The organism is Sulfurimicrobium lacus (assembly GCF_011764585.1).
GTDB classification, from domain to species: domain Bacteria; phylum Pseudomonadota; class Gammaproteobacteria; order Burkholderiales; family Sulfuricellaceae; genus Sulfurimicrobium; species Sulfurimicrobium lacus.
In genome coordinates, this window is the sequence record NZ_AP022853.1 from 1,390,338 (window position 1) to 1,406,632 (window position 16,295).

Annotated in this window: 18 protein-coding genes; 9 read left to right on the plus strand and 9 right to left on the minus strand. The window is 64.4% G+C overall.

Features of this window, described 5'->3' with window-relative positions; translation table 11 throughout:
* Positions 1–89 precede the first annotated feature (89 nt).
* From hslO to SKTS_RS07000, 3 genes are read left to right on the plus strand one after another with little or no spacing between them, the layout of a single operon-like run.
* A complete protein-coding gene (gene hslO / locus SKTS_RS06990; protein ID WP_342343010.1) occupies positions 90–950 on the plus strand; it encodes an Hsp33 family molecular chaperone HslO in 861 nt (286 codons plus the stop codon).
* 2 nt (positions 951–952) lie between these two features.
* A complete protein-coding gene (locus tag SKTS_RS06995) occupies positions 953–1,342 on the plus strand; it encodes an RNA-binding S4 domain-containing protein (RefSeq protein WP_173062298.1) in 390 nt (129 codons plus the stop codon).
* Position 1,343: 1 nt separating this feature from the next.
* Positions 1,344–1,898: a hypothetical protein gene (locus SKTS_RS07000; protein WP_173062301.1), complete on the plus strand. Its 555-nt coding sequence runs from the start codon at positions 1,344–1,346 to the stop codon at positions 1,896–1,898.
* A gap of 147 nt (positions 1,899–2,045) precedes the next feature.
* On the opposite strand, the gene SKTS_RS07005 is transcribed toward SKTS_RS07000, so the two are convergent.
* The 3 genes from SKTS_RS07005 to SKTS_RS07015 form a co-directional block, all read right to left on the minus strand.
* On the minus strand, positions 2,046–5,126 hold the full coding sequence (locus tag SKTS_RS07005; protein WP_173062304.1) for an efflux RND transporter permease subunit: 3,081 nt from the start codon (positions 5,124–5,126) through the stop codon (positions 2,046–2,048).
* Between the two features lie 263 nt (positions 5,127–5,389).
* Entirely contained in the window at positions 5,390–6,433 is a 1,044-nt protein-coding gene (locus SKTS_RS07010) for an efflux RND transporter periplasmic adaptor subunit (protein WP_173062307.1), read from the minus strand.
* Entirely contained in the window at positions 6,434–7,612 is a 1,179-nt protein-coding gene (locus SKTS_RS07015; protein ID WP_342343011.1) for a TolC family protein, read from the minus strand.
* Here SKTS_RS07015 and SKTS_RS07020 point away from each other — a divergent pair.
* Positions 7,499–7,738 (plus strand): hypothetical protein, encoded by a 240-nt coding sequence (locus SKTS_RS07020; RefSeq protein ID WP_173062313.1) that lies wholly within the window; start codon positions 7,499–7,501, stop codon positions 7,736–7,738. The genes SKTS_RS07015 and SKTS_RS07020 overlap by 114 nt on opposite strands.
* A 93-nt stretch (positions 7,739–7,831) precedes the next feature.
* Here SKTS_RS07020 and SKTS_RS07025 read toward each other — a convergent pair whose 3' ends face one another.
* The 5 genes from SKTS_RS07025 to SKTS_RS07045 all read right to left on the minus strand — a co-directional run bounded on the left by SKTS_RS07025 (position 7,832) and on the right by SKTS_RS07045 (position 10,521).
* Positions 7,832–8,398, minus strand: a complete 567-nt coding sequence (locus SKTS_RS07025) for a YceI family protein (RefSeq protein ID WP_173062316.1) — start codon at positions 8,396–8,398, stop codon at positions 7,832–7,834.
* Positions 8,399–8,424: 26 nt separating this feature from the next.
* Positions 8,425–8,970 (minus strand): YceI family protein, encoded by a 546-nt coding sequence (locus tag SKTS_RS07030; RefSeq protein WP_173062319.1) that lies wholly within the window; start codon positions 8,968–8,970, stop codon positions 8,425–8,427.
* Positions 8,967–9,521 carry a cytochrome b gene (locus SKTS_RS07035; RefSeq protein ID WP_173062322.1) on the minus strand — a complete coding sequence of 185 codons (555 nt, stop codon included), beginning with the start codon at positions 9,519–9,521 and terminating at the stop codon, positions 8,967–8,969. The genes SKTS_RS07030 and SKTS_RS07035 overlap by 4 nt, the downstream gene beginning before the upstream one ends.
* Entirely contained in the window at positions 9,518–9,973 is a 456-nt protein-coding gene (locus SKTS_RS07040; RefSeq protein ID WP_173062325.1) for a MarR family winged helix-turn-helix transcriptional regulator, read from the minus strand. Before SKTS_RS07040 ends, SKTS_RS07035 begins: the two co-directional genes overlap by 4 nt.
* A gap of 92 nt (positions 9,974–10,065) precedes the next feature.
* Positions 10,066–10,521: a MarR family winged helix-turn-helix transcriptional regulator gene (locus tag SKTS_RS07045; RefSeq protein WP_173062328.1), complete on the minus strand. Its 456-nt coding sequence runs from the start codon at positions 10,519–10,521 to the stop codon at positions 10,066–10,068.
* A 117-nt stretch (positions 10,522–10,638) separates the two neighbouring features.
* On the opposite strand from SKTS_RS07045, the gene SKTS_RS07050 reads away from it, so the two are divergent.
* Positions 10,639–10,968 carry a TusE/DsrC/DsvC family sulfur relay protein gene (locus SKTS_RS07050; protein WP_173062331.1) on the plus strand — a complete coding sequence of 110 codons (330 nt, stop codon included), beginning with the start codon at positions 10,639–10,641 and terminating at the stop codon, positions 10,966–10,968.
* A 56-nt stretch (positions 10,969–11,024) separates the two neighbouring features.
* Here SKTS_RS07050 and SKTS_RS07055 read toward each other — a convergent pair whose 3' ends face one another.
* A complete protein-coding gene (locus tag SKTS_RS07055; protein WP_173062334.1) occupies positions 11,025–11,402 on the minus strand; it encodes a hypothetical protein in 378 nt (125 codons plus the stop codon).
* Positions 11,403–11,582: 180 nt separating this feature from the next.
* On the opposite strand from SKTS_RS07055, the gene SKTS_RS07060 reads away from it, so the two are divergent.
* From SKTS_RS07060 to SKTS_RS07075, 4 genes are read left to right on the plus strand one after another with little or no spacing between them, the layout of a single operon-like run.
* Positions 11,583–12,101 carry a MarR family transcriptional regulator gene (locus SKTS_RS07060; protein ID WP_173062337.1) on the plus strand — a complete coding sequence of 173 codons (519 nt, stop codon included), beginning with the start codon at positions 11,583–11,585 and terminating at the stop codon, positions 12,099–12,101.
* A complete protein-coding gene (locus SKTS_RS07065; protein WP_173062340.1) occupies positions 12,091–13,521 on the plus strand; it encodes an efflux transporter outer membrane subunit in 1,431 nt (476 codons plus the stop codon). The genes SKTS_RS07060 and SKTS_RS07065 overlap by 11 nt, the downstream gene beginning before the upstream one ends.
* A 5-nt stretch (positions 13,522–13,526) precedes the next feature.
* The gene (locus tag SKTS_RS07070; protein WP_173062354.1) at positions 13,527–14,684 is read left to right on the plus strand and encodes an HlyD/EmrA/EmrK family protein; all 1,158 of its coding nucleotides are present in this window, start codon (positions 13,527–13,529) and stop codon (positions 14,682–14,684) included.
* Between the two features lie 5 nt (positions 14,685–14,689).
* Positions 14,690–16,234: a DHA2 family efflux MFS transporter permease subunit gene (locus SKTS_RS07075; protein WP_244617468.1), complete on the plus strand. Its 1,545-nt coding sequence runs from the start codon at positions 14,690–14,692 to the stop codon at positions 16,232–16,234.
* The last annotated feature ends 61 nt before the right edge of the window (positions 16,235–16,295 follow it).

The window sequence follows — 16,295 nt, forward strand, 5'->3', positions numbered from 1 at the left end:
TTTTACTTTATTTGGTCCCCTTGTCAACGAGCATGTAGAATATTGCCCTCATTTAAGCAGCGGAATTTGCCTTGGAAAACCGGGATAGTTTGCAGCGTTTCATGTTTGAACACGCCGCCGTGCGCGGCGGTATCGTCCATCTGGACAAGACCTGGCAGGCGGTGCTGGAGCGTCGCGAGTACCCGCCGCTGCTGCGCAACCTGCTGGGCGAAATGATGGCGGCGGCGGCTTTGCTGGCGGCGTCGCTCAAGTTTACCGGCTCGATCATTCTGCAGATGCAGGGAGAGGGGCCGGTCAAGCTGGTGGTGGTGGAGTGCCAGAGCGATTTGACCATGCGCGCGATGGCGCACTGGGAAGGGGAGGTCGTCGGCGAGTTACTGGCGGAACTGCTCGGCGCCGGGCGTTTTGCCATCACGGTCGACCCGCGCGACGGCGGCAAGACTTACCAGGGCGTGGTTGCCATCAGCGGTCATTCGGTCGCCGACGCGCTGGAGGATTACATGAGCCGCTCCGAGCAGCTGGAGACGCGGCTGTGGCTTGCCGCCGACGGCAATCGTGCTGCCGGCATGCTGCTGCAGAAAATGCCGGGGCACGATGTCGATACCGACCCCGACGCATGGACGCGCGCGGTGCACTTCGCCTCCACCCTGACGCGCAAGGAATTGCTGGGTCTGCCGGCAACGCAGACTCTCCACCGCCTTTACCACGAGGAAGACGTGCGCGTGTTCGACCCGCAGGACGTGAATTTCCATTGCCCCTGTTCGCGCGAGCGCGTGGCCGGGATGCTGCGCCTGCTGGGGCACGACGAGGTGCAGGCGCTGCTGAGCGAGCAGGATTCGATCGAGGTGGACTGCGAGTTCTGCAACCGGCATTACGTGTTCGACAAGGTCGACGCGGAGCAGGCGTTCGCCTCGGACGTGCCCACGCCTGCGCCGAAAAGCCTGCATTGAGCATGGATGAGCCCGGCGCCGGAAAAGTCCGCATCGACAAGTGGCTGTGGGCGGCGCGCTTCTTCAAGACGCGTTCGCTGGCTTCACAGGCGGTGGACGGGGGCAAGGTCCACTGCAACGGCGACCGCGTCAAGCCCGCCCGGGCGGTGCATACGGGCGACGAGCTGCGCATACGCCAGGGACCTTACGAGCTGATCGTGCTGGTGCGCGCCCTGTCTGAGCGGCGCGGCCCGGCCAGCGAAGCGGTGCTGCTCTACGAGGAGACGCCTGCCAGCATCGCCACGCGCGAAGTCCTCAAGGAACAGCTGCGCATCGAGCCTGTTTACGAGAACAAGGGGCGCCCCACCAAGCGGGACCGGCGCCACATCACCCGCTTCAACGAAGGTCATTGAAATGTCCCACTTACCGGAAAAATCCCAGCAGATCCTGCAAATCCATGCCGCCCTGATTCATCGCGTGGTGGCTGCGTGTCACCAGCGCGAACTGGCGGCGGCGCTGGAGCCGCTGATCAAGGTTTCCGAGCAGAACGGCTGGGTGGCCCTGATGGGCGCGGTGCGCCAGATCCTCAAGGGCAAGCGCGACGCCAGCCTGATGAACGGACTGGACGAGGAAGACCGGATCATCGTCGAGGCCATCCTGAACGGCATCCGCAATCCGGCCTCGCTGCCCGATCCCCAGGCCAAGGCCGAGGCCGGTGCCGCCGCGCCGGGGCTGGCGGCCATGATCCGGGCGTCCGCGAGCGGCGATGCGCAGGCATTGCAGCTGTTGGCCAACATGGCTGAGCAGATGAGCGGTGCGGGCGGCGACATGGCGCGGCTGGCGGCGATCATGCGCCGTCTGGTCAACGGCGAGCGCGATGCCGAGCAACTGACGCTGGGCATGGGCGCCCAAGGGCAGGGGCTGGTGCTGTCGATTCTCAAGGAGCTGGAAAAGTCCGGCCTGAACTGATCCTGATTTTTTATTAGCCACAGAGAACACAGAGTTCACAGAGAGATTTCGGCTTGATTTCAGTTTTCGACCTTGCCTGCCAAGTGAGAACCGACCGACTCTCTGTGAACTCTGTGTTCTCTGTGGCTAAAGGATCTCCAAGTTTGACTAGGCCTTGCGGCCGCCGCTGACCCAGACGTAGAACATCGGCAGGTAGAACAGGCTCAGCACCGTGCCCAGCAGCAGCCCGCCGATGGCGGCGTCGGCCAGCGGCGACAGGCGTTCCAGGCCGACCGCGCGCTGCATGGCGATGGGGATCATGCCGGCGATGGTGCCGAACGCGGTCATCAGGATCGGGCGGTAGCGCAGCTTGATCGAACCCAGTGCGGCGTCGAACGGGCTGTGTCCCTCGCGGCGGCGTTCCTGGATGAAGTCCACCATCAGGATGGAATTCTTGATGATGATGGAAAACAGCAGCACGATCCCCAAAATGGCCGGCAGCGCCAGCGCCTTGTTGAAGGCCAGCAGCCCCCACACCGCGCCGATGGCCGAGAGCGGCAGGATCAGGATGGACAGCAGGGCCAGCGTCACGCTGCCGTAAGCCGGAACCAGCACGCCGAACAGCAGCAGTATGCCCAGTCCCAGTCCCATCACCATGCGCTTGCTGGAGTCCGCGGCGGCGGCGTTGTCGCCCATGTCCGCCGCCTCCACGCCGGGCGGCAGTACTTTCTGCGCGGCGGCCAGCGAGCTCTCGCTCAGCTTGCTGATCGGCGCGGTGTTGCGGTAGGCCAGCACGTCCAGGCTATAGCGCAGGCCGTTGCCGGTGAGCAGCGCCAGGCCCGGCTGCTGCCTGAAACTGCTGATTTCCCCGAGCGCCACGGTGGAGCCGTCGGGCAACAGGATGGGCAGCAAGGCCAGTGTGCCCGGGTCGGAACGGTAGGGTTCGGCGAAATAGCTGCGCACCGGGATGGCGCTCACCGAGGGCAGCTTGCTCAGGGAGGCGACCGGGAGGCCCTTCAGGGGAAGCTGCGCCAGCACCGCGTCCGGCGCGATGCCGAGTGCACGAAGCCGCTCCTCGTTCAGTACCAGGTGGGTTTCCGCGGTGTTGGCGTCCCAGCTCACCGACACCGACGACAGGCCCTGCACGCCTTGCAGCGCGGCTTTCACTTTTTCTCCCGCCGCCGGCAGCAGGCGCCAGTCCTCGGCATAGAGGCGGATGTCCACCGGGGCCTTGATGGTGGACAGCGCGGTGGCGCCGGAATCGAAGGCGTCGGCGATGGTCACGCCGGGCAGGGCGGCGAGCTGGCGGCGCAGGTCGGCTTCGATCTGCCAGCTGCTTTGCTCGCGCTCCAGGCGGTTGACGTAGGTGATGTTGATGGTGGCTTCCGCCGGGAGCTGCCCGGAACCGAGCGAGATGACGCCGGCTTCGGAGCCGAAGGTCGCGCTGACCCGCTTCACGCGCTTGTCCTGCATCAGGCGCGCCTCGAATGCGGCGAGCCGCGCCTCGGCGCTGGCGACCGGCTCGTTGGCGCCGAATTTGACGTGCACCCGCACGATGCCGGTATCCATGGGCGGCAACGCGTCCTTGCCGATGAGCGGGATGATGGTCTTGAAGCTGAACGCCAGCAGCATGAAAGCCGGGATGACCAGGATCAGGCGGCGCGGAAATCCGCCGTGGAAGGCGAAGCGCAGCCCGCCTGCATAGAGCCCCGCGCCGGGCGCCACCAGCTTCTGATACAGGCCTTCCATCCAGCGCTCCAGGCGATTCTTGGGCTGCAGGCCGTTGCGGTACCAGAACGCCGAGAGGCGCGGGATGAAGGTCACGGCCACGAAGTAGGAGGTGAACACGGCGATCACCACTGCCAGAACCAGGTGCTTGAAAATCTGCTGGGAAAAGTCGCCGACGAACATCAGCGGCGAGATCACCGCCGCCGTTGCCAGCGTGCCGATGAACACCGGGAACAGGACTTCCTCGGTGCCGCGCCGAATGGCGGTCTGCACGTCCTCGTGCAGCTCGCCCAGGTGGCGCTCGATGTTCTCCAGCACCACTACCGCGTCGTCCACCAGCATCCCCAGCGCCAGGATGATCCCGGTCATGACCAGGATGTTCATTTCCTTGCCGAACAGCCACAGGATGGCGACGGTGGAGAGGAATACCAGCGGGATGGAAATCAGCGCGGTGGCTACAGCGCGCCAGTTGCCGAGGAAGAACAGGATCACGATGCTGGTGAAGATGATGGCGTCGCGCAGGGCTTCCTGCATGTTGTTGTTGGAGTCCGCGATCAGTTCGCCCTGGGTGTCGGCGACGGAGAATTCCAGATTGGGGTAGCGCGCCTTGAGCGCGGGGAGCTGTGCCTCGATGTCGTCGATGGTCGCCTGCACCGCGCCGCCGGGGGCGCGCAGCACGGCCACGGCGATCGCCGCCTTGCCGTTGCCGTGGTAGGCGGAAAAGCGCTCGGCGCTGGAGAGGCGCAACTCGGCCACGTCGCCCAGCGTGAGCCCGCCGGCCAGCGGCATGAGACGCAGCGCTTCGGGGCTGGCGCGTTCGCCGTAGACGGTGACGGTCATGCTGCCGTCCTTGCCCTGCAGGGTGCCCACCGGCCAGTCGCGGTCGAGCTTGCCGAGCAGCTCCTGCAGCTGTGCCTGGGTAATGCGGTAGCGCGCCAGCTTGAGTGGGTCGAACTCGACCCGCAGCGCAGGCTCGTAGCCGCCGAACACTTCCACGTTGGCGATGTTGGGCCGCGTAACGAGCGCGGAGCGGATGTCGTTTTCCGCCAGCAGGCGCACCTGTGTCAGGGATAAGCTGGAGCCTGCCTTGGGCGTAACAGCCAGCACCATGACCGGCTGGGTGAAGCCGCCGACCGCATAGACGCTGGAGACGGGCGCGTCGGGCGGCAGCTTGCCGCGCACGCGCGAGAGGGCGTTGTTGACGTCGAGCAGCGCCGCATCGAGCCCTTTTTCGTAGTTGAACTCGGCGCGTACGATGGACGCCTCGTTCTTGTTGGTGCTCTGCACGTCGCGGATGTGGCTGAGGGAATACAGCTCCTGCTCGATCGGGCGCGACAGCTTCTGCGCCACGCTGAGCGCAGACGCGCCCGGCAGCTGGGTGATCACCGTGACCTGCGGGCGTTCCACATCGGGGTACATGTTGCGGGGCATCTTGACGTAGCCGATCACGCCCAGCAGCGAGGTGATCAGCAGCACCATGCCGAGCAGCAGGGGACGGCCATGGAAGAATTTAAAGATCATGGCTTCAAGGGCTCGTTAATGGGTAACTTGGACATACGCTGGGGCTGCTTTGGGCGCAGGCCAAGGCGCGAGACGTGCGGTTGTGTCATTCACAACAAGCGGCTCGCAACGCCGGGATGCGCCCAAAGCAGCCCCAGCCCGGAGGGTTGCTGCGTATTCGGGCGTCTGCGGCGTTGCAAAGCTTGCGAATGGAATAACCATTCGCTGCGCTTCGCGCCTTGCATCCATCCCGAATACGCAGCAACGTATGTTCAAGTTACCCATTAACGAGCCCTCACCTGGAACGGCGTCCCGGCGGCGAGGCGGGTGAGGATGTCGGCGCTGGCGCAGACTACATCCCGCTTTTCGAGGCGCGTGTCGAGGGTGGCGGCGCCTTCCTCGCCCTCCGCGCTGAGCGCGATGGCCAGGGATTCCACCTTCTTGTTCTGCTCGTCCAGACGCAGCACCGTGGCGTTGCGGCCATCGCTGTTGAAGAGACAGCTGCGCGGCAACAATGTGGCTTGGGGCGATTGAAAAACGACCACCCGCGCGTCCACCCGCGTGCCGGGAACGAAGCCGCTGGCGGCGCGCGCCTCGTAGCGGCGCAGCCCTTGCGGCGTGGCCTCCGGCCACGGCTGCAGCGCCAGTTCCTGATTGGCGGCGCGCAGCGTCAATGCCGGCAAGCCTTCCGGCAGGGTCACCAGCAGGCGGTTGCCCGAACTGGTGTCGATGATTTTCAGCAGCGGCTTGCCCGGCGTGGCCAGGTCGCCCGCTTGCGCGAAGCGCTGGCTCACAACGCCGTCGAAGGGGGCGGTGACCGTGGCGCCGCGCAGGTTTTCACGCGCCAGCGCCAGCCGTGCGCGTACCGCGGCAAGGCTGGCCTCGGCCGACTGCAGCTGCTCCAGCGACACGCCCTGGATCTGGTACAGCTTGCGGGTGCGCTCCAGGCGCTCATGTTCGGCCCTGAAGCTGCTTTCGGCGGCCGCCAGGTCGGTGGCGAGGGAGCTGGTCTGTCCGTCGTCCGACTGGCTCATGTCCAGTTTCGCCAGCACGTTGCCGCGCTTGAACTTGCTGCCCTCGCTCAGCGGCAGGGCGATGACGTAGGCGCTGAGGCGGCTGGCGATGACGGTTTCGTGCAGCGCCGCCACGTCGGCGGTGGTGCGGCGTGTCAGCGTCACCGGGCCGGGCTGCAGGCGCGCGGCCTCCACCACCACGGCGAGGGCTTGCGGCGGCGGCTCCTTGGCCAGTTGGTCGCGCTTTTTCTTTACCAGCATCGCACCCGCGGCAACCAGGGCGATGACGATCAGGATGGTGACGATTTTTTTCATTTATTTGGGTTCCCAGCGGGCGATATAGTTTTCCGGCGCCATGCCTGCCAGCACCTGGGCCGAGGACCACGCGGCGGCGGCGCGGGCGCGAGACAGCGCCAGGCGGTAGCGCGCATCGAGCAGGTCGCGCTCGTGGCGGAACAGGTTTTCCAGGGTCTGGTTGCCGAGGCGCTGCATTTCGCGCTGCACCGCGACGATCTGCTCGCGGTAGGCGATTTCCTTTTCCATCGCCGCCATGTCGGCGCGTGCCGACTGGTAGGCGCTTTTCAGGCTGGCAAGCTGGCACGCGCTGTCGCGCAGGGCCGCCTGTTTCTGCTCGGCTGCCGCCTGGGCGTTGAGGTTTTGCGCCTGCGACTGTTTGTAGGCGCTGATTCCCAGCGGCAGGCTCACCACGCCGCCCACGGCCCAGGTGTCGCGATTGTCGCCGTTGCCCTGGTTGCGGAAATAGTTGGCATCCAGGCTGACGGACGGATACAGGGCGCGGCGGTTTTCGTTCGCCTGCGCGCGCGCGGCATCCGCGCGCGTCTGGGCGAGCTGTGCCGGCAGAGTCTGTTCGGGCGCAGTTTCGTCCCAATCGGGCAGCGCCAGCGCGGTCGACTTGGGCAGGAAATTTTCCACCCCGCTGGCTTCCTGCAAATCCGCCTGGGTCTGGGAGATGGCGCCTTGCAGCGCAGTTTCGTCCGCGGCCAGGCGCATGACTTCGCTTGCCGCATAGCTCGCGTCCACGCCGGCCGCCTTGCCGAGCTCGACTTCCTTGCTGATGCGGGCGTACGTCGCTTCCACGCGGCGGCGGTAGAGCGCGAGCGCTTCCTTCTGGCTGAGCAGTGCTTGCAGGCCGAAGTAGTCGCTGCCGGCCTGGTGCAGCTTGAGCAGGGTTTGCTGGCGCGCCAGCAGTTCGGCGCTGGCGAGGTCCTGCTTGGCCCTTTCCCGGTTGGCGGCGATGACGCCGAACACGTCCACCGGCAGGCTGTAGTTGACGCCGGCCTGGCCGATGGCGTCCGAGGTGAGCGGCAGGCCCGGCTGTCCCGGCGTGTAAACGCCGACCACGCGCTGACCCTCGTAGCGGTGCCACCCGGCGGAGACGGTGGCGTTGCCGAAATAGCGCCCGCTGGCGGCTTCCAGCTGGGCCTGGGCCGCGCCGGTCTGGTCGCTTGCCGCGCGCAGCTGCGGGTGCTGCAGCGTGTCGCGCAGCAGGTCGGCCAGTTCGCCGGCTTGCGTCGGCAGGCTGCTCAGGATTCCCAGCAGCGCGGCGGAGAGTATCAGGCGTTTCAGATGAAGTTCCTTGAAGAGGGTAGGACTGCGTAGATGATAACCGAGTTGTTATATGCGCCGCTTGATATATAACAAGCATTCGAAAAAAAGGCTTCCCGCAGGAAGCCCTAATGCACCTAGTTCGTGTCAGTCCTTGTCGGCCTCGACCTGGATGACGATTTTCACGTCGTCGCCGACTAGGGGGACGTATTTGGCCATGCCGAATTCGGAGCGCTTGAGCGTGGCCGTGGCGTTGGCGCCACAGCGGGGCTTCTTGGTCATCGGATGGGCGCCGCATTTGAAGTGGTCGAGCTGCAGGGTAAGGGGTTTGGTCACGCCGTGCAGGGTGAACTCGCCATCGGCGCCGACCAGCTTGTCGCCTTCGAACTTGAGCTTGCTGGAAGTGAAGGTGATGGTCGGGTATTTGTCCGTATCGAAGAACTCTTCGCCGCGCAGGTGCTTTTCCAGGTCGGCCAGGCCGGTGTCGACCGATGCGGCGTCGATGGCTACGTCAATGCTGCCGGTCTTGGCGACGGGGTCGAGGGTGATCTTGCCGACGGTCTTGTCGAAACGGCCGCGCTGGATGGAGAAACCGAGGTGGCTGATTTCGAAACTGGGGAAAGTGTGGGTCGAATCGATGGTGTAGCTGTCCGCGGCAAAAGCGGAGACGCTCATGGCGCTGGAGAGGGCGAGGGCGATCAGGGTTTTTTTCATGTGGGTGCTCCGGTTGGGGGTTGGGTTTACTTCAATACGAAATGGAACTTGACCTGGACTTCGTCGGCGACCACCGAGGTGTCGCTCCATACGCCGGCGCCGATGCCGTAGTCGAGGCGTTTGAGCGGGAAGGCACCGTCCAGGATCAGCGCGCCATTTAATTGTTTAAGGGTGAAGGGTGCGCGAGCATCCAGCGTTTTGCCCTTGATGGTCATCTTGCCGCTGGCCTCGTAGCGGCCGCCGCCTAACGCCTTGACTGATCCGGAGACGAAGCTGGCTTTGGGGAATTCGCGCACGCTGAACCAGTTCTTGCCTTTGACCTCGTCATTCGCTTCCTCGCTGCCGGCATCGATGCTGGCCAGCTCGATGTCGATGCGGGCGCGCCCGGCTTCGGGCCTGACCGGGTCCATGGTGATTTGCGCGCTGAATTTTCTGAACGTACCTTCTACCGGGACGTTCATCTGTTTCGAGACGAAGGCGATGGTGCTTTTGTCGAGTTGTACGTTGTGGAGTTCCGCGCCATGAACGGTAGCGCTAACGAGCAGGGCAAGAGCGGCGAGCAGGCGGATCATTCCTGTTTCTCCTTGTTGAGGAAGGGCAACATGCGGGCGAGGATGTCGTCGCGATCGATGAAGTGGTGCTTAAGCGCGGCACCGATGTGTAATACCACCAGTGCCAGCATGATGTAATTTAGTGTCTCATGCACGTCAGAGAGTACATCGCCCAGCAGTTTGTTTTTGCCGATCAAGTCCGGCAGCGGCAGCACGCCGAAGTATACGGTCTGGAAACCCTCGGCCGAACTCATCAGCCAGCCGCTGAGCGGAATGGCGAACAGCAGCAGGTAAAGCATATGGTGCAGGCCGTTTGCGGCACGCCGTTGCCAGGGCGGCATGGTGTCGGGCAGGGGCGGCGGCGTGTGGCCCGCGCGCCACGCGAGGCGCCCTACGGCCAGCAGGAAAATGGTGACGCCGATCCATTTATGGTAGCTGAAGAGCTTGAGCTTGAGCGGTGAAGTCTCCATGTCGCCCATCACTAGCCCGAGCGGGAAAGTGGCGAAGATGATCAAGGCGATCAGCCAGTGCAGGCCGATGGCCGTGTTGGTATAGCGGGCAGGCTGGTTCATGGCGCTTTATCCGATCGGGTTAGTGCGGCGGTGAAGGCATCGCGCAGGCGGCGCATACTTGTTTCCATAACGACCAGTTCTTCGGCCGAGAGTTCCGCGAATGCCTGCTGCATGTGTGCAAGATGGGCCGGAAAGATGCGTTCGAACAGCGTCTCTCCTTGCGGTGTGAGCTGGACGATCTGGCTGCGACCGTCGCTGGGAGAAGCGCTGCGCTCCACCAGTTGCTTGCCGCTCAGACGGTCGACCACGCCCGTCAGCGTTCCCTTGGTGATCAGGGTCTTGGCGCCCAGTTCGTTGAGCGGCATGCCAGGGGTGTTGCCCAGCGTGGCGATGATGTCGAACTGCGCCGGGGTCAGGTCCAGCGTGCGGATGTGTGCCGATGAATAGCCCTCGAAGGCCTGGTAGGCTGTGGCCAGTTCGCGCAATACGGGCAGGAATGCAGCTGGGGTCATGTCCGGCTCAATTAAGTTCTAGTTAGAACAATATAGTTCTGATTAGAACAAAATGTCAAGCGTCAGAACTGACTCTCAAGGTCGTACTGTTATCAGTCCGGCTTTGCCGCTGGCGCTTGCTCGCTGGCGTCGTCCTTCGCCAGATCCAGCACGCCGGGGACCTGGAATATGCCTTGCAGGTTAAGCAGTTCGTCGCGGTGCAGGCGCGCCAGTTCTTCCACGACGTTCTCGCCCGCAGGGGTGAGGTGAACTTCTACCTCGCGCCGGTCGACCTTGCCTTTTTCCCGATATACCAGGCCCAGTTTCTCGCAGCGGGAAACCAGAGAAACTACCCCGTGGTGATGGGATTGCAAGCGTTCCGCCAGTTCGCCGACGGTTGCCCACTCCCTGCCCTGGTAGCCCTTGATGTGCAGCAGCAGCAGGTACTGCAGGTGGGTGACGCCGTGCTCTAGCGTGATTTCCTCGCTGAAGCGCAGGAAGCGGCGCAGCTGGTAGCGGAAATGCGAGAGGGTTTCGAAATCCCTTTTGCCGAGCGTGGTTTTTTTCATGAACCGATACTAAATTTATTTTCGCGCGGCTGCAATATCATATTGTGATAATATCAAAACGTGATATATATTATTGCCGTGAACATCTCGTTCATTGCGCTTAATAAGTGGAGGTGGATGATGGATGCTTTTACCAAACTGCCGGAAATCGATGCCGAGGGTTACCTGGTTGAGCCGCAGGACTGGAGCGAAGAGTTGGCCGAGGAATTCGCCCGCCAGGAAAAAATCGATCTCAACGAGGACCACTGGGATGTGATCCGTTTCATGCGGGCTTATTACGAAGAGCACCAGGTCGCGCCCGATGCCCGCTTCGTGATCAAGCACCTGGCCGGGCGCCTGGGCGCGGATTCACGCAACAAGCTTTTCGAGCTGTTCCCCTACGGCTACGTCAAGCAGTCGTGCCGGATCGCCGGGATGAAGCGCCCGCGCGCCTGGAGCACGGGCTGACGGAGTGAATACCGCCGAGGGGCCGGCTTCCGGTCCCTGGGCGGTGTTACCGAAAGTCAGTCATAACATCCGTAATAAACGGAGCAGCCGACCTTGCCGTTCCAGCTCTCGGGATGGTGCAGGTCGATGATGCTCTTGGCCTGGGCGATATCCTCGGGCGAACCGTGTACGACGGCGAGCACCCGGCCCGCACTCAGTTCAGCTTCGTAGTTGACCAGGTTATCCGGCGGGATGCAGCCGGCCTGTTTGTCTTCCAGTTCGTCCAGCCTGCCGACGACGATTGCACCTTCCACGTCCTGCGCGAAGCGTTCTCGGTCCTTGCTGACGATGGAAAGCTGGGCATTGTCCAGCCCCGATTTGCGTAGTTTCCTGACGGTGTCCTCGGCGACGTTGCGGTTCGCGAACGTGGCCACCAGCGAAATATGATCGGACATGATGCGGTCCTCCTTTGGGTGGAATACCGCATAGGTATAACACAATAGTCGACAAAAACAATCGGGTAATATGCGTAGGTCGCGGCTACAGCAGGCTGCTTTGCACGGCATGTGGTTAACATGTGAACTATTCCTTGTGGTAGTATTTTTTCGACCAAAACACATGGATCGCGCTTCAGCATGGATAACCAGTTCACCCCGTTCGAGGAAAGGATTCGCCGCGTGGCGGAGCGGAATCCGGGCATGCCGGTCGAAAACGTCACGCTGACGCGGATGTTCTTCTACGTTTACAAGGCGCTGGAAGACAGCGCCAATCACTTCCTCGCCGCCTATGGCCTCAACAACACCCATTACATCGCCCTGATCATGATTTATTCCAGCGAGGGCAACATGCTCAACCCGTGCAAGCTGAGCGAGGCGCTGCTCTCCTCGCGCGCCAACATTACCCGCCTGACTGACGAACTGGTCGAGAATGGCTGGGTCGAACGTCAGGGCAGCAGCGCAGACCGGCGCCGCGTCGAACTCTCCCTGACGCCCGCCGGCACGGCGCTGATCGAAAAAATTCTGCCGCGCAACTGGGAACGGATCGACCGCCTGTGGGCCGGGTTTTCCCCCGAGGAGATCGCGCTGACCGGAAACTTGCTGCGCAAGCTGCTGTCACGAATCGGACAGGTGGATGGCGATGAACATGCCTGCTAAATCCAGTATTTCGCTGTTGAGCGCGGTCGTTCTGGTCGGCTGCGCGCCGCTCCCTGCCGTTTCGCCGCCCCGGCCCGAGATCGCAAAGACGGCGCTGCAGCAGATATTGGCCGCGACTGCCGGCGACCCAGCCTTCACGCGCGCGGCCTGGCCGGAGCGCGCGTGGTGGCGTGCCTTCGACGACAAAGCGCTCGATGCGCTGGTGGAAATGGCGCTGCGCGACAGCCCGACCCTGGCGACGGCGCAGGCGCGCATCGACCGGGCGCGGCAAGCTGCGCACCTGGTGGAACTCGAATCCGGAATCCGCTACAACAGCGATGCCACGGTGGTGCGCCAGCACTTGAGCGAGAACGGCTTGTTCCCGCCGCCCATGGGCGGCAGCACTTTGAACGAAGGCGACATTTCCGTCGGCGCCGCCTATGCGTTCGACTGGTGGGGCAAGAACCGCGCCCTGCTGCGGTCCGCCGTGGGCGAAAGCCGGGCGGCCGAGGCGGAACGCAGCGCGGCCGAGCTGGCGCTGGGCGGCGAAGTGGCCGACGCTTATTTCGACTGGCAGGATGTCGTTGCCAGATCCAAGCTGGCTCGACAGACCGTGGACAAGCGCCGCATGGTGTTGCGCCTGGCGGGGTCGCGGCTGAAGCGCGGCATCGATTCGGCGCTGCCTTCCAGCCAGATGGAAGTGCTGCTGGCCGAGGAACAGGACAAGCTCAAGGATCTCGAAACGCAGTCCCGCATCCTGCGCGACCGTCTCGCCGCGCTGACCGGCAACGGCCCCGACTGGGCGGCAGGACTGGACGAACCGGTGCTGACTCCCGCCGCACCTTTCCCGCTGCCGCAAAAATTGCCGCTCGACTGGCTGGCGCAGCGGCCCGACCTGGTCGCGCTGAAATGGCGCGCCGAAGCGGCGGCGCAGCGCATCGAAGGGGCCAGGGCGGATTTCTACCCGAACGTCGATTTGCGCCTGCTGCTCGGCCTGCAAAGCATCGATCTCGGCAACTGGCTCACGGCGAAGAGCTGGTACGGCTCGTTCGGGCCCGCCGTGCATATCCCCCTGTTCAACGTGCGCACGCTGCGCACCAACCTGGGCATGCGCGAAGCCGAATATGCCGCCGCTGCGGCGCAGTACAACCTGGCGCTGATCGTCGCGGCAAGCCAGGTGGCGGACGCGCTGGCGCGGGTAAGCGCGCTCGACGCGCGGGAGCGTTTGCAGCTCAGCGCCACTGTCAGCGCGGAACGCGCGCAGCATCTGCAGGCGCAGCGTTTCGCCAGCGGACTGAGCGACCGTCTGCCGCTGCTGGACGGCGAGATCGCCGCACTTGCGCAACACGCGCGTGAATCGAAGCTGCAAGCCGACCGCAAGCGCGCCATGGCGGCGCTGTTCGTCGCGCTGGGCGGCGGGCACGAATCGAACCGGGAGTAAAAACAATGTCTGAAGCACCCAACAATAATTCAGCCAAGCGCAGCCGCGCGCTGCTGGTCCTGACCCTGGGCTTTTTCCTGCTCGGGCTGGGCTACGGCGTGTACTGGTGGATTCACGGCCGCCACCACGAAACCACCGACGACGCCTACGTCGCCGGCAACCTGATCCGCGTCACGCCGCGCATCGCCGGCACGGTGGTGGCGGTTTACGCCGACGACACCGACCTGGTGCAGCGCGGCCAGCTGCTGGTGCGGCTGGACGATGCCGACGCCCGCGTTGCCCTGTCCGCCGCCGAATCCCGCCTGGCGGAAACGGTACGCCAGGTGCGGCAGATGTTCAGCGCCGTGGAGCAGGACCGCGCCAACGTCGCGATCAAACAGGAAAGCCTGCGCCAGGCCGAGGCCGATGCGGCGCGGCGCGGCGGCGCGGCGGCGGACGAGGCCGTGTCGCGCGAGGAGCGCGAGCACAGCGGGTCGGCGCTGAAACGCGCCCAGTCCGAACTGCGGCTTGCCAACAGCCAGCTCGAAGGCGCGCTGGCGCAGGTGGCGCATACCGACGTCGCGCACCATCCCGCCGTGATGCAGGCGGAAGCGCAGGTGCGCGAGGCCTTTCTCAACCTCGGCCGCTGCGAGATCCGCGCGGCGGAAAGCGGCTACGTGGCCAAGCGTGCGGTGCAGGTCGGTCAGCAGGCGGCGCCCGGCACCGCCCTGATGGTGGTGGTGCCGCTGCGACAGGTGTGGGTCGAGGCCAACTTCAAGGAAGACCAGCTGCAGCGCATGCGCATCGGCCAGGCGGTCGAACTGCAGTCCGACCTGTACGGCAGCGGGGTGACGCTGCACGGCAAGGTGGCGGGGCTGGGGGCCGGCACCGGCAGCGTGTTTTCCCTCCTGCCGCCGCAGAACGCCAGCGGCAACTGGATCAAGATCGTGCAGCGCTTGCCGGTACGCATCGTGCTGGACCCCGCCGAAGTGGCCAAGCACCCGCTGCGCATCGGCCTGTCGATGAAGGCGCAGGTGGAAACCAAAGATGCCTCCGGCGAGTCGCTCGCCAGCGTTTCACCCAGCGGCCCGCGCTATGAGACGGCGGTGTATGGCGACGACGAGAAGGCAGCCGGGCAGCGTATCCGCGAGATCGTCGCGGCCAACCTGCAGCAGGCGAAATAAACGCCGTGAAGCCGGACACGCTGCCGCCGCTGCACGGCTTTGCCCTTGTCCTGCTGACCCTGGCGCTTGGGCTGGGCACCTTCATGCAGGTGCTCGATACCTCCATCGCCAACGTCTCGCTGCCCGCCATCTCCGGCGACCTGGCGGTGAGCCCCAACCAGGGCACCTGGGTCATCACCTCGTTCGCCGTCAGCAACGCCATCGCGCTCGCGCTCACCGGCTGGCTGTCGCGCCGCTTCGGCCAGGTGCGCCTGTTCGCCCTGTCCACGCTGCTGTTCACGCTGGCTTCCTGGCTGTGCGGGCTGGCGCCCAACCTGCCGCTGCTGATCGCCGCGCGGGTGCTGCAGGGGGCCGTGGCGGGACCGATGATCCCGCTCTCGCAGGCTTTGCTGCTGTCGAACTATCCCAGCGAGAAGAAGGGCCTGGCCCTGGCGCTGTGGTCCATCACCGTGATGGTGGCGCCGATCATGGGGCCGATCATGGGCGGCTGGATCACCGACAACATCAGCTGGCCGTGGATTTTCTACATCAACATCCCGGTCGGAATCTTCTCTTCCTTCCTTACCTGGCGCCTGTTGCGCGGGCGCGAGTCGGAGCGGGCGAACGTCCCGGTGGACAAGGTCGGCTTGTTCCTGCTGGTGCTCGGCATCGGCGCCCTGCAAATCCTGCTCGACAAGGGTAACGAGCTGGACTGGTTCGAGTCGAAGCAAATCCTGGTGCTGGCGGTGGTCAGCGTGGTGGCGCTGGCTTTCCTCATTGCCTGGGAACTGACCGAAGACCATCCCGTCGTCGATCTCCACCTGTTCGGCAACCGCAATTTCCTCATCGGGGTCGCCACCCTGAGCATCGGCTACCTGGTGTTCTTCGGCAACGTGGTGATCCTGCCGCTGTGGCTGCAGACCCAGATGGGCTACACCGCGACCTGGGCCGGCATGGCGGCGGCGCCGGTGGGCATCCTGTCGATCTTCTTCTCGCCGCTGGTGGGCAAGTACATGCACAGGCTCGACCTGAGAATCTGGGCCAGCTTCAGCTTCGCCGTGTTTGCCGCGGTGTCGTACTGGAACAGCCATTTCAATACCGACGTCACCTTCTGGCAACTGGTGATCCCGCGCCTGCTCATGGGCATCGGCGTATCGGCCTTCTTCGTGCCGCTGATGTCGCTCACCCTGTCCGACATCCCGCCGCGCCTGCTCGCCAGCGCCACCGGCATGTCCAACTTCATCCGCATCCTCGCCGGCAGCTTCGGCACCTCGCTCAGCATCACCCTGTGGGACCGCCGTGCCGCCTACCACCACGAACTGATGGCCGAACGCGTGACGGATTTCTCGCCCGTCACCCACGATGCGCTGGCCACCCTGGGCGGGCTGGAGCAGCAGCTTTCGGCCAGCTACGCCATGCTGGAGCGCAGCATGCAGCAGCAGGCGGTGATGCTCGCCACCAACGAGATTTTCTGGCTCTCGTCGCTGATGTTCGTCGGCCTCATGCTGCTGGTTTGGGTCGCACGGCCGGCACAGCCGGCGGCGAAGGAAGCGGGGGCTGGGGCGCACTAGTTTCTTTCTGGAACTTGTTCCCTCGTGTCATCGGGGATTGTGGGTTTCATTGCGGCTCATC

Excerpts from the sequence above, each read along its gene's own strand:
- SKTS_RS06995 (WP_173062298.1), top strand. The coding sequence starts at position 953 with ATGGATGAGCCCGGCGCCGGAAAAGTCCGCATCGACAAGTGGCTGTGG.
- SKTS_RS07000 (WP_173062301.1), top strand. The coding sequence starts at position 1,344 with ATGTCCCACTTACCGGAAAAATCCCAGCAGATCCTGCAAATCCATGCC.
- SKTS_RS07005 (WP_173062304.1), bottom strand. The coding sequence starts at position 5,126 with ATGATCTTTAAATTCTTCCATGGCCGTCCCCTGCTGCTCGGCATGGTG.
- SKTS_RS07010 (WP_173062307.1), bottom strand. The coding sequence starts at position 6,433 with ATGAAAAAAATCGTCACCATCCTGATCGTCATCGCCCTGGTTGCCGCG.
- SKTS_RS07025 (WP_173062316.1), bottom strand. The coding sequence starts at position 8,398 with ATGAAAAAAACCCTGATCGCCCTCGCCCTCTCCAGCGCCATGAGCGTC.
- SKTS_RS07030 (WP_173062319.1), bottom strand. The coding sequence starts at position 8,970 with ATGATCCGCCTGCTCGCCGCTCTTGCCCTGCTCGTTAGCGCTACCGTT.
- SKTS_RS07035 (WP_173062322.1), bottom strand. The coding sequence starts at position 9,521 with ATGAACCAGCCTGCCCGCTATACCAACACGGCCATCGGCCTGCACTGG.
- SKTS_RS07040 (WP_173062325.1), bottom strand. The coding sequence starts at position 9,973 with ATGACCCCAGCTGCATTCCTGCCCGTATTGCGCGAACTGGCCACAGCC.
- SKTS_RS07045 (WP_173062328.1), bottom strand. The coding sequence starts at position 10,521 with ATGAAAAAAACCACGCTCGGCAAAAGGGATTTCGAAACCCTCTCGCAT.
- SKTS_RS07050 (WP_173062331.1), top strand. The coding sequence starts at position 10,639 with ATGATGGATGCTTTTACCAAACTGCCGGAAATCGATGCCGAGGGTTAC.
- SKTS_RS07055 (WP_173062334.1), bottom strand. The coding sequence starts at position 11,402 with ATGTCCGATCATATTTCGCTGGTGGCCACGTTCGCGAACCGCAACGTC.
- SKTS_RS07060 (WP_173062337.1), top strand. The coding sequence starts at position 11,583 with ATGGATAACCAGTTCACCCCGTTCGAGGAAAGGATTCGCCGCGTGGCG.
- SKTS_RS07065 (WP_173062340.1), top strand. The coding sequence starts at position 12,091 with ATGCCTGCTAAATCCAGTATTTCGCTGTTGAGCGCGGTCGTTCTGGTC.
- SKTS_RS07070 (WP_173062354.1), top strand. The coding sequence starts at position 13,527 with ATGTCTGAAGCACCCAACAATAATTCAGCCAAGCGCAGCCGCGCGCTG.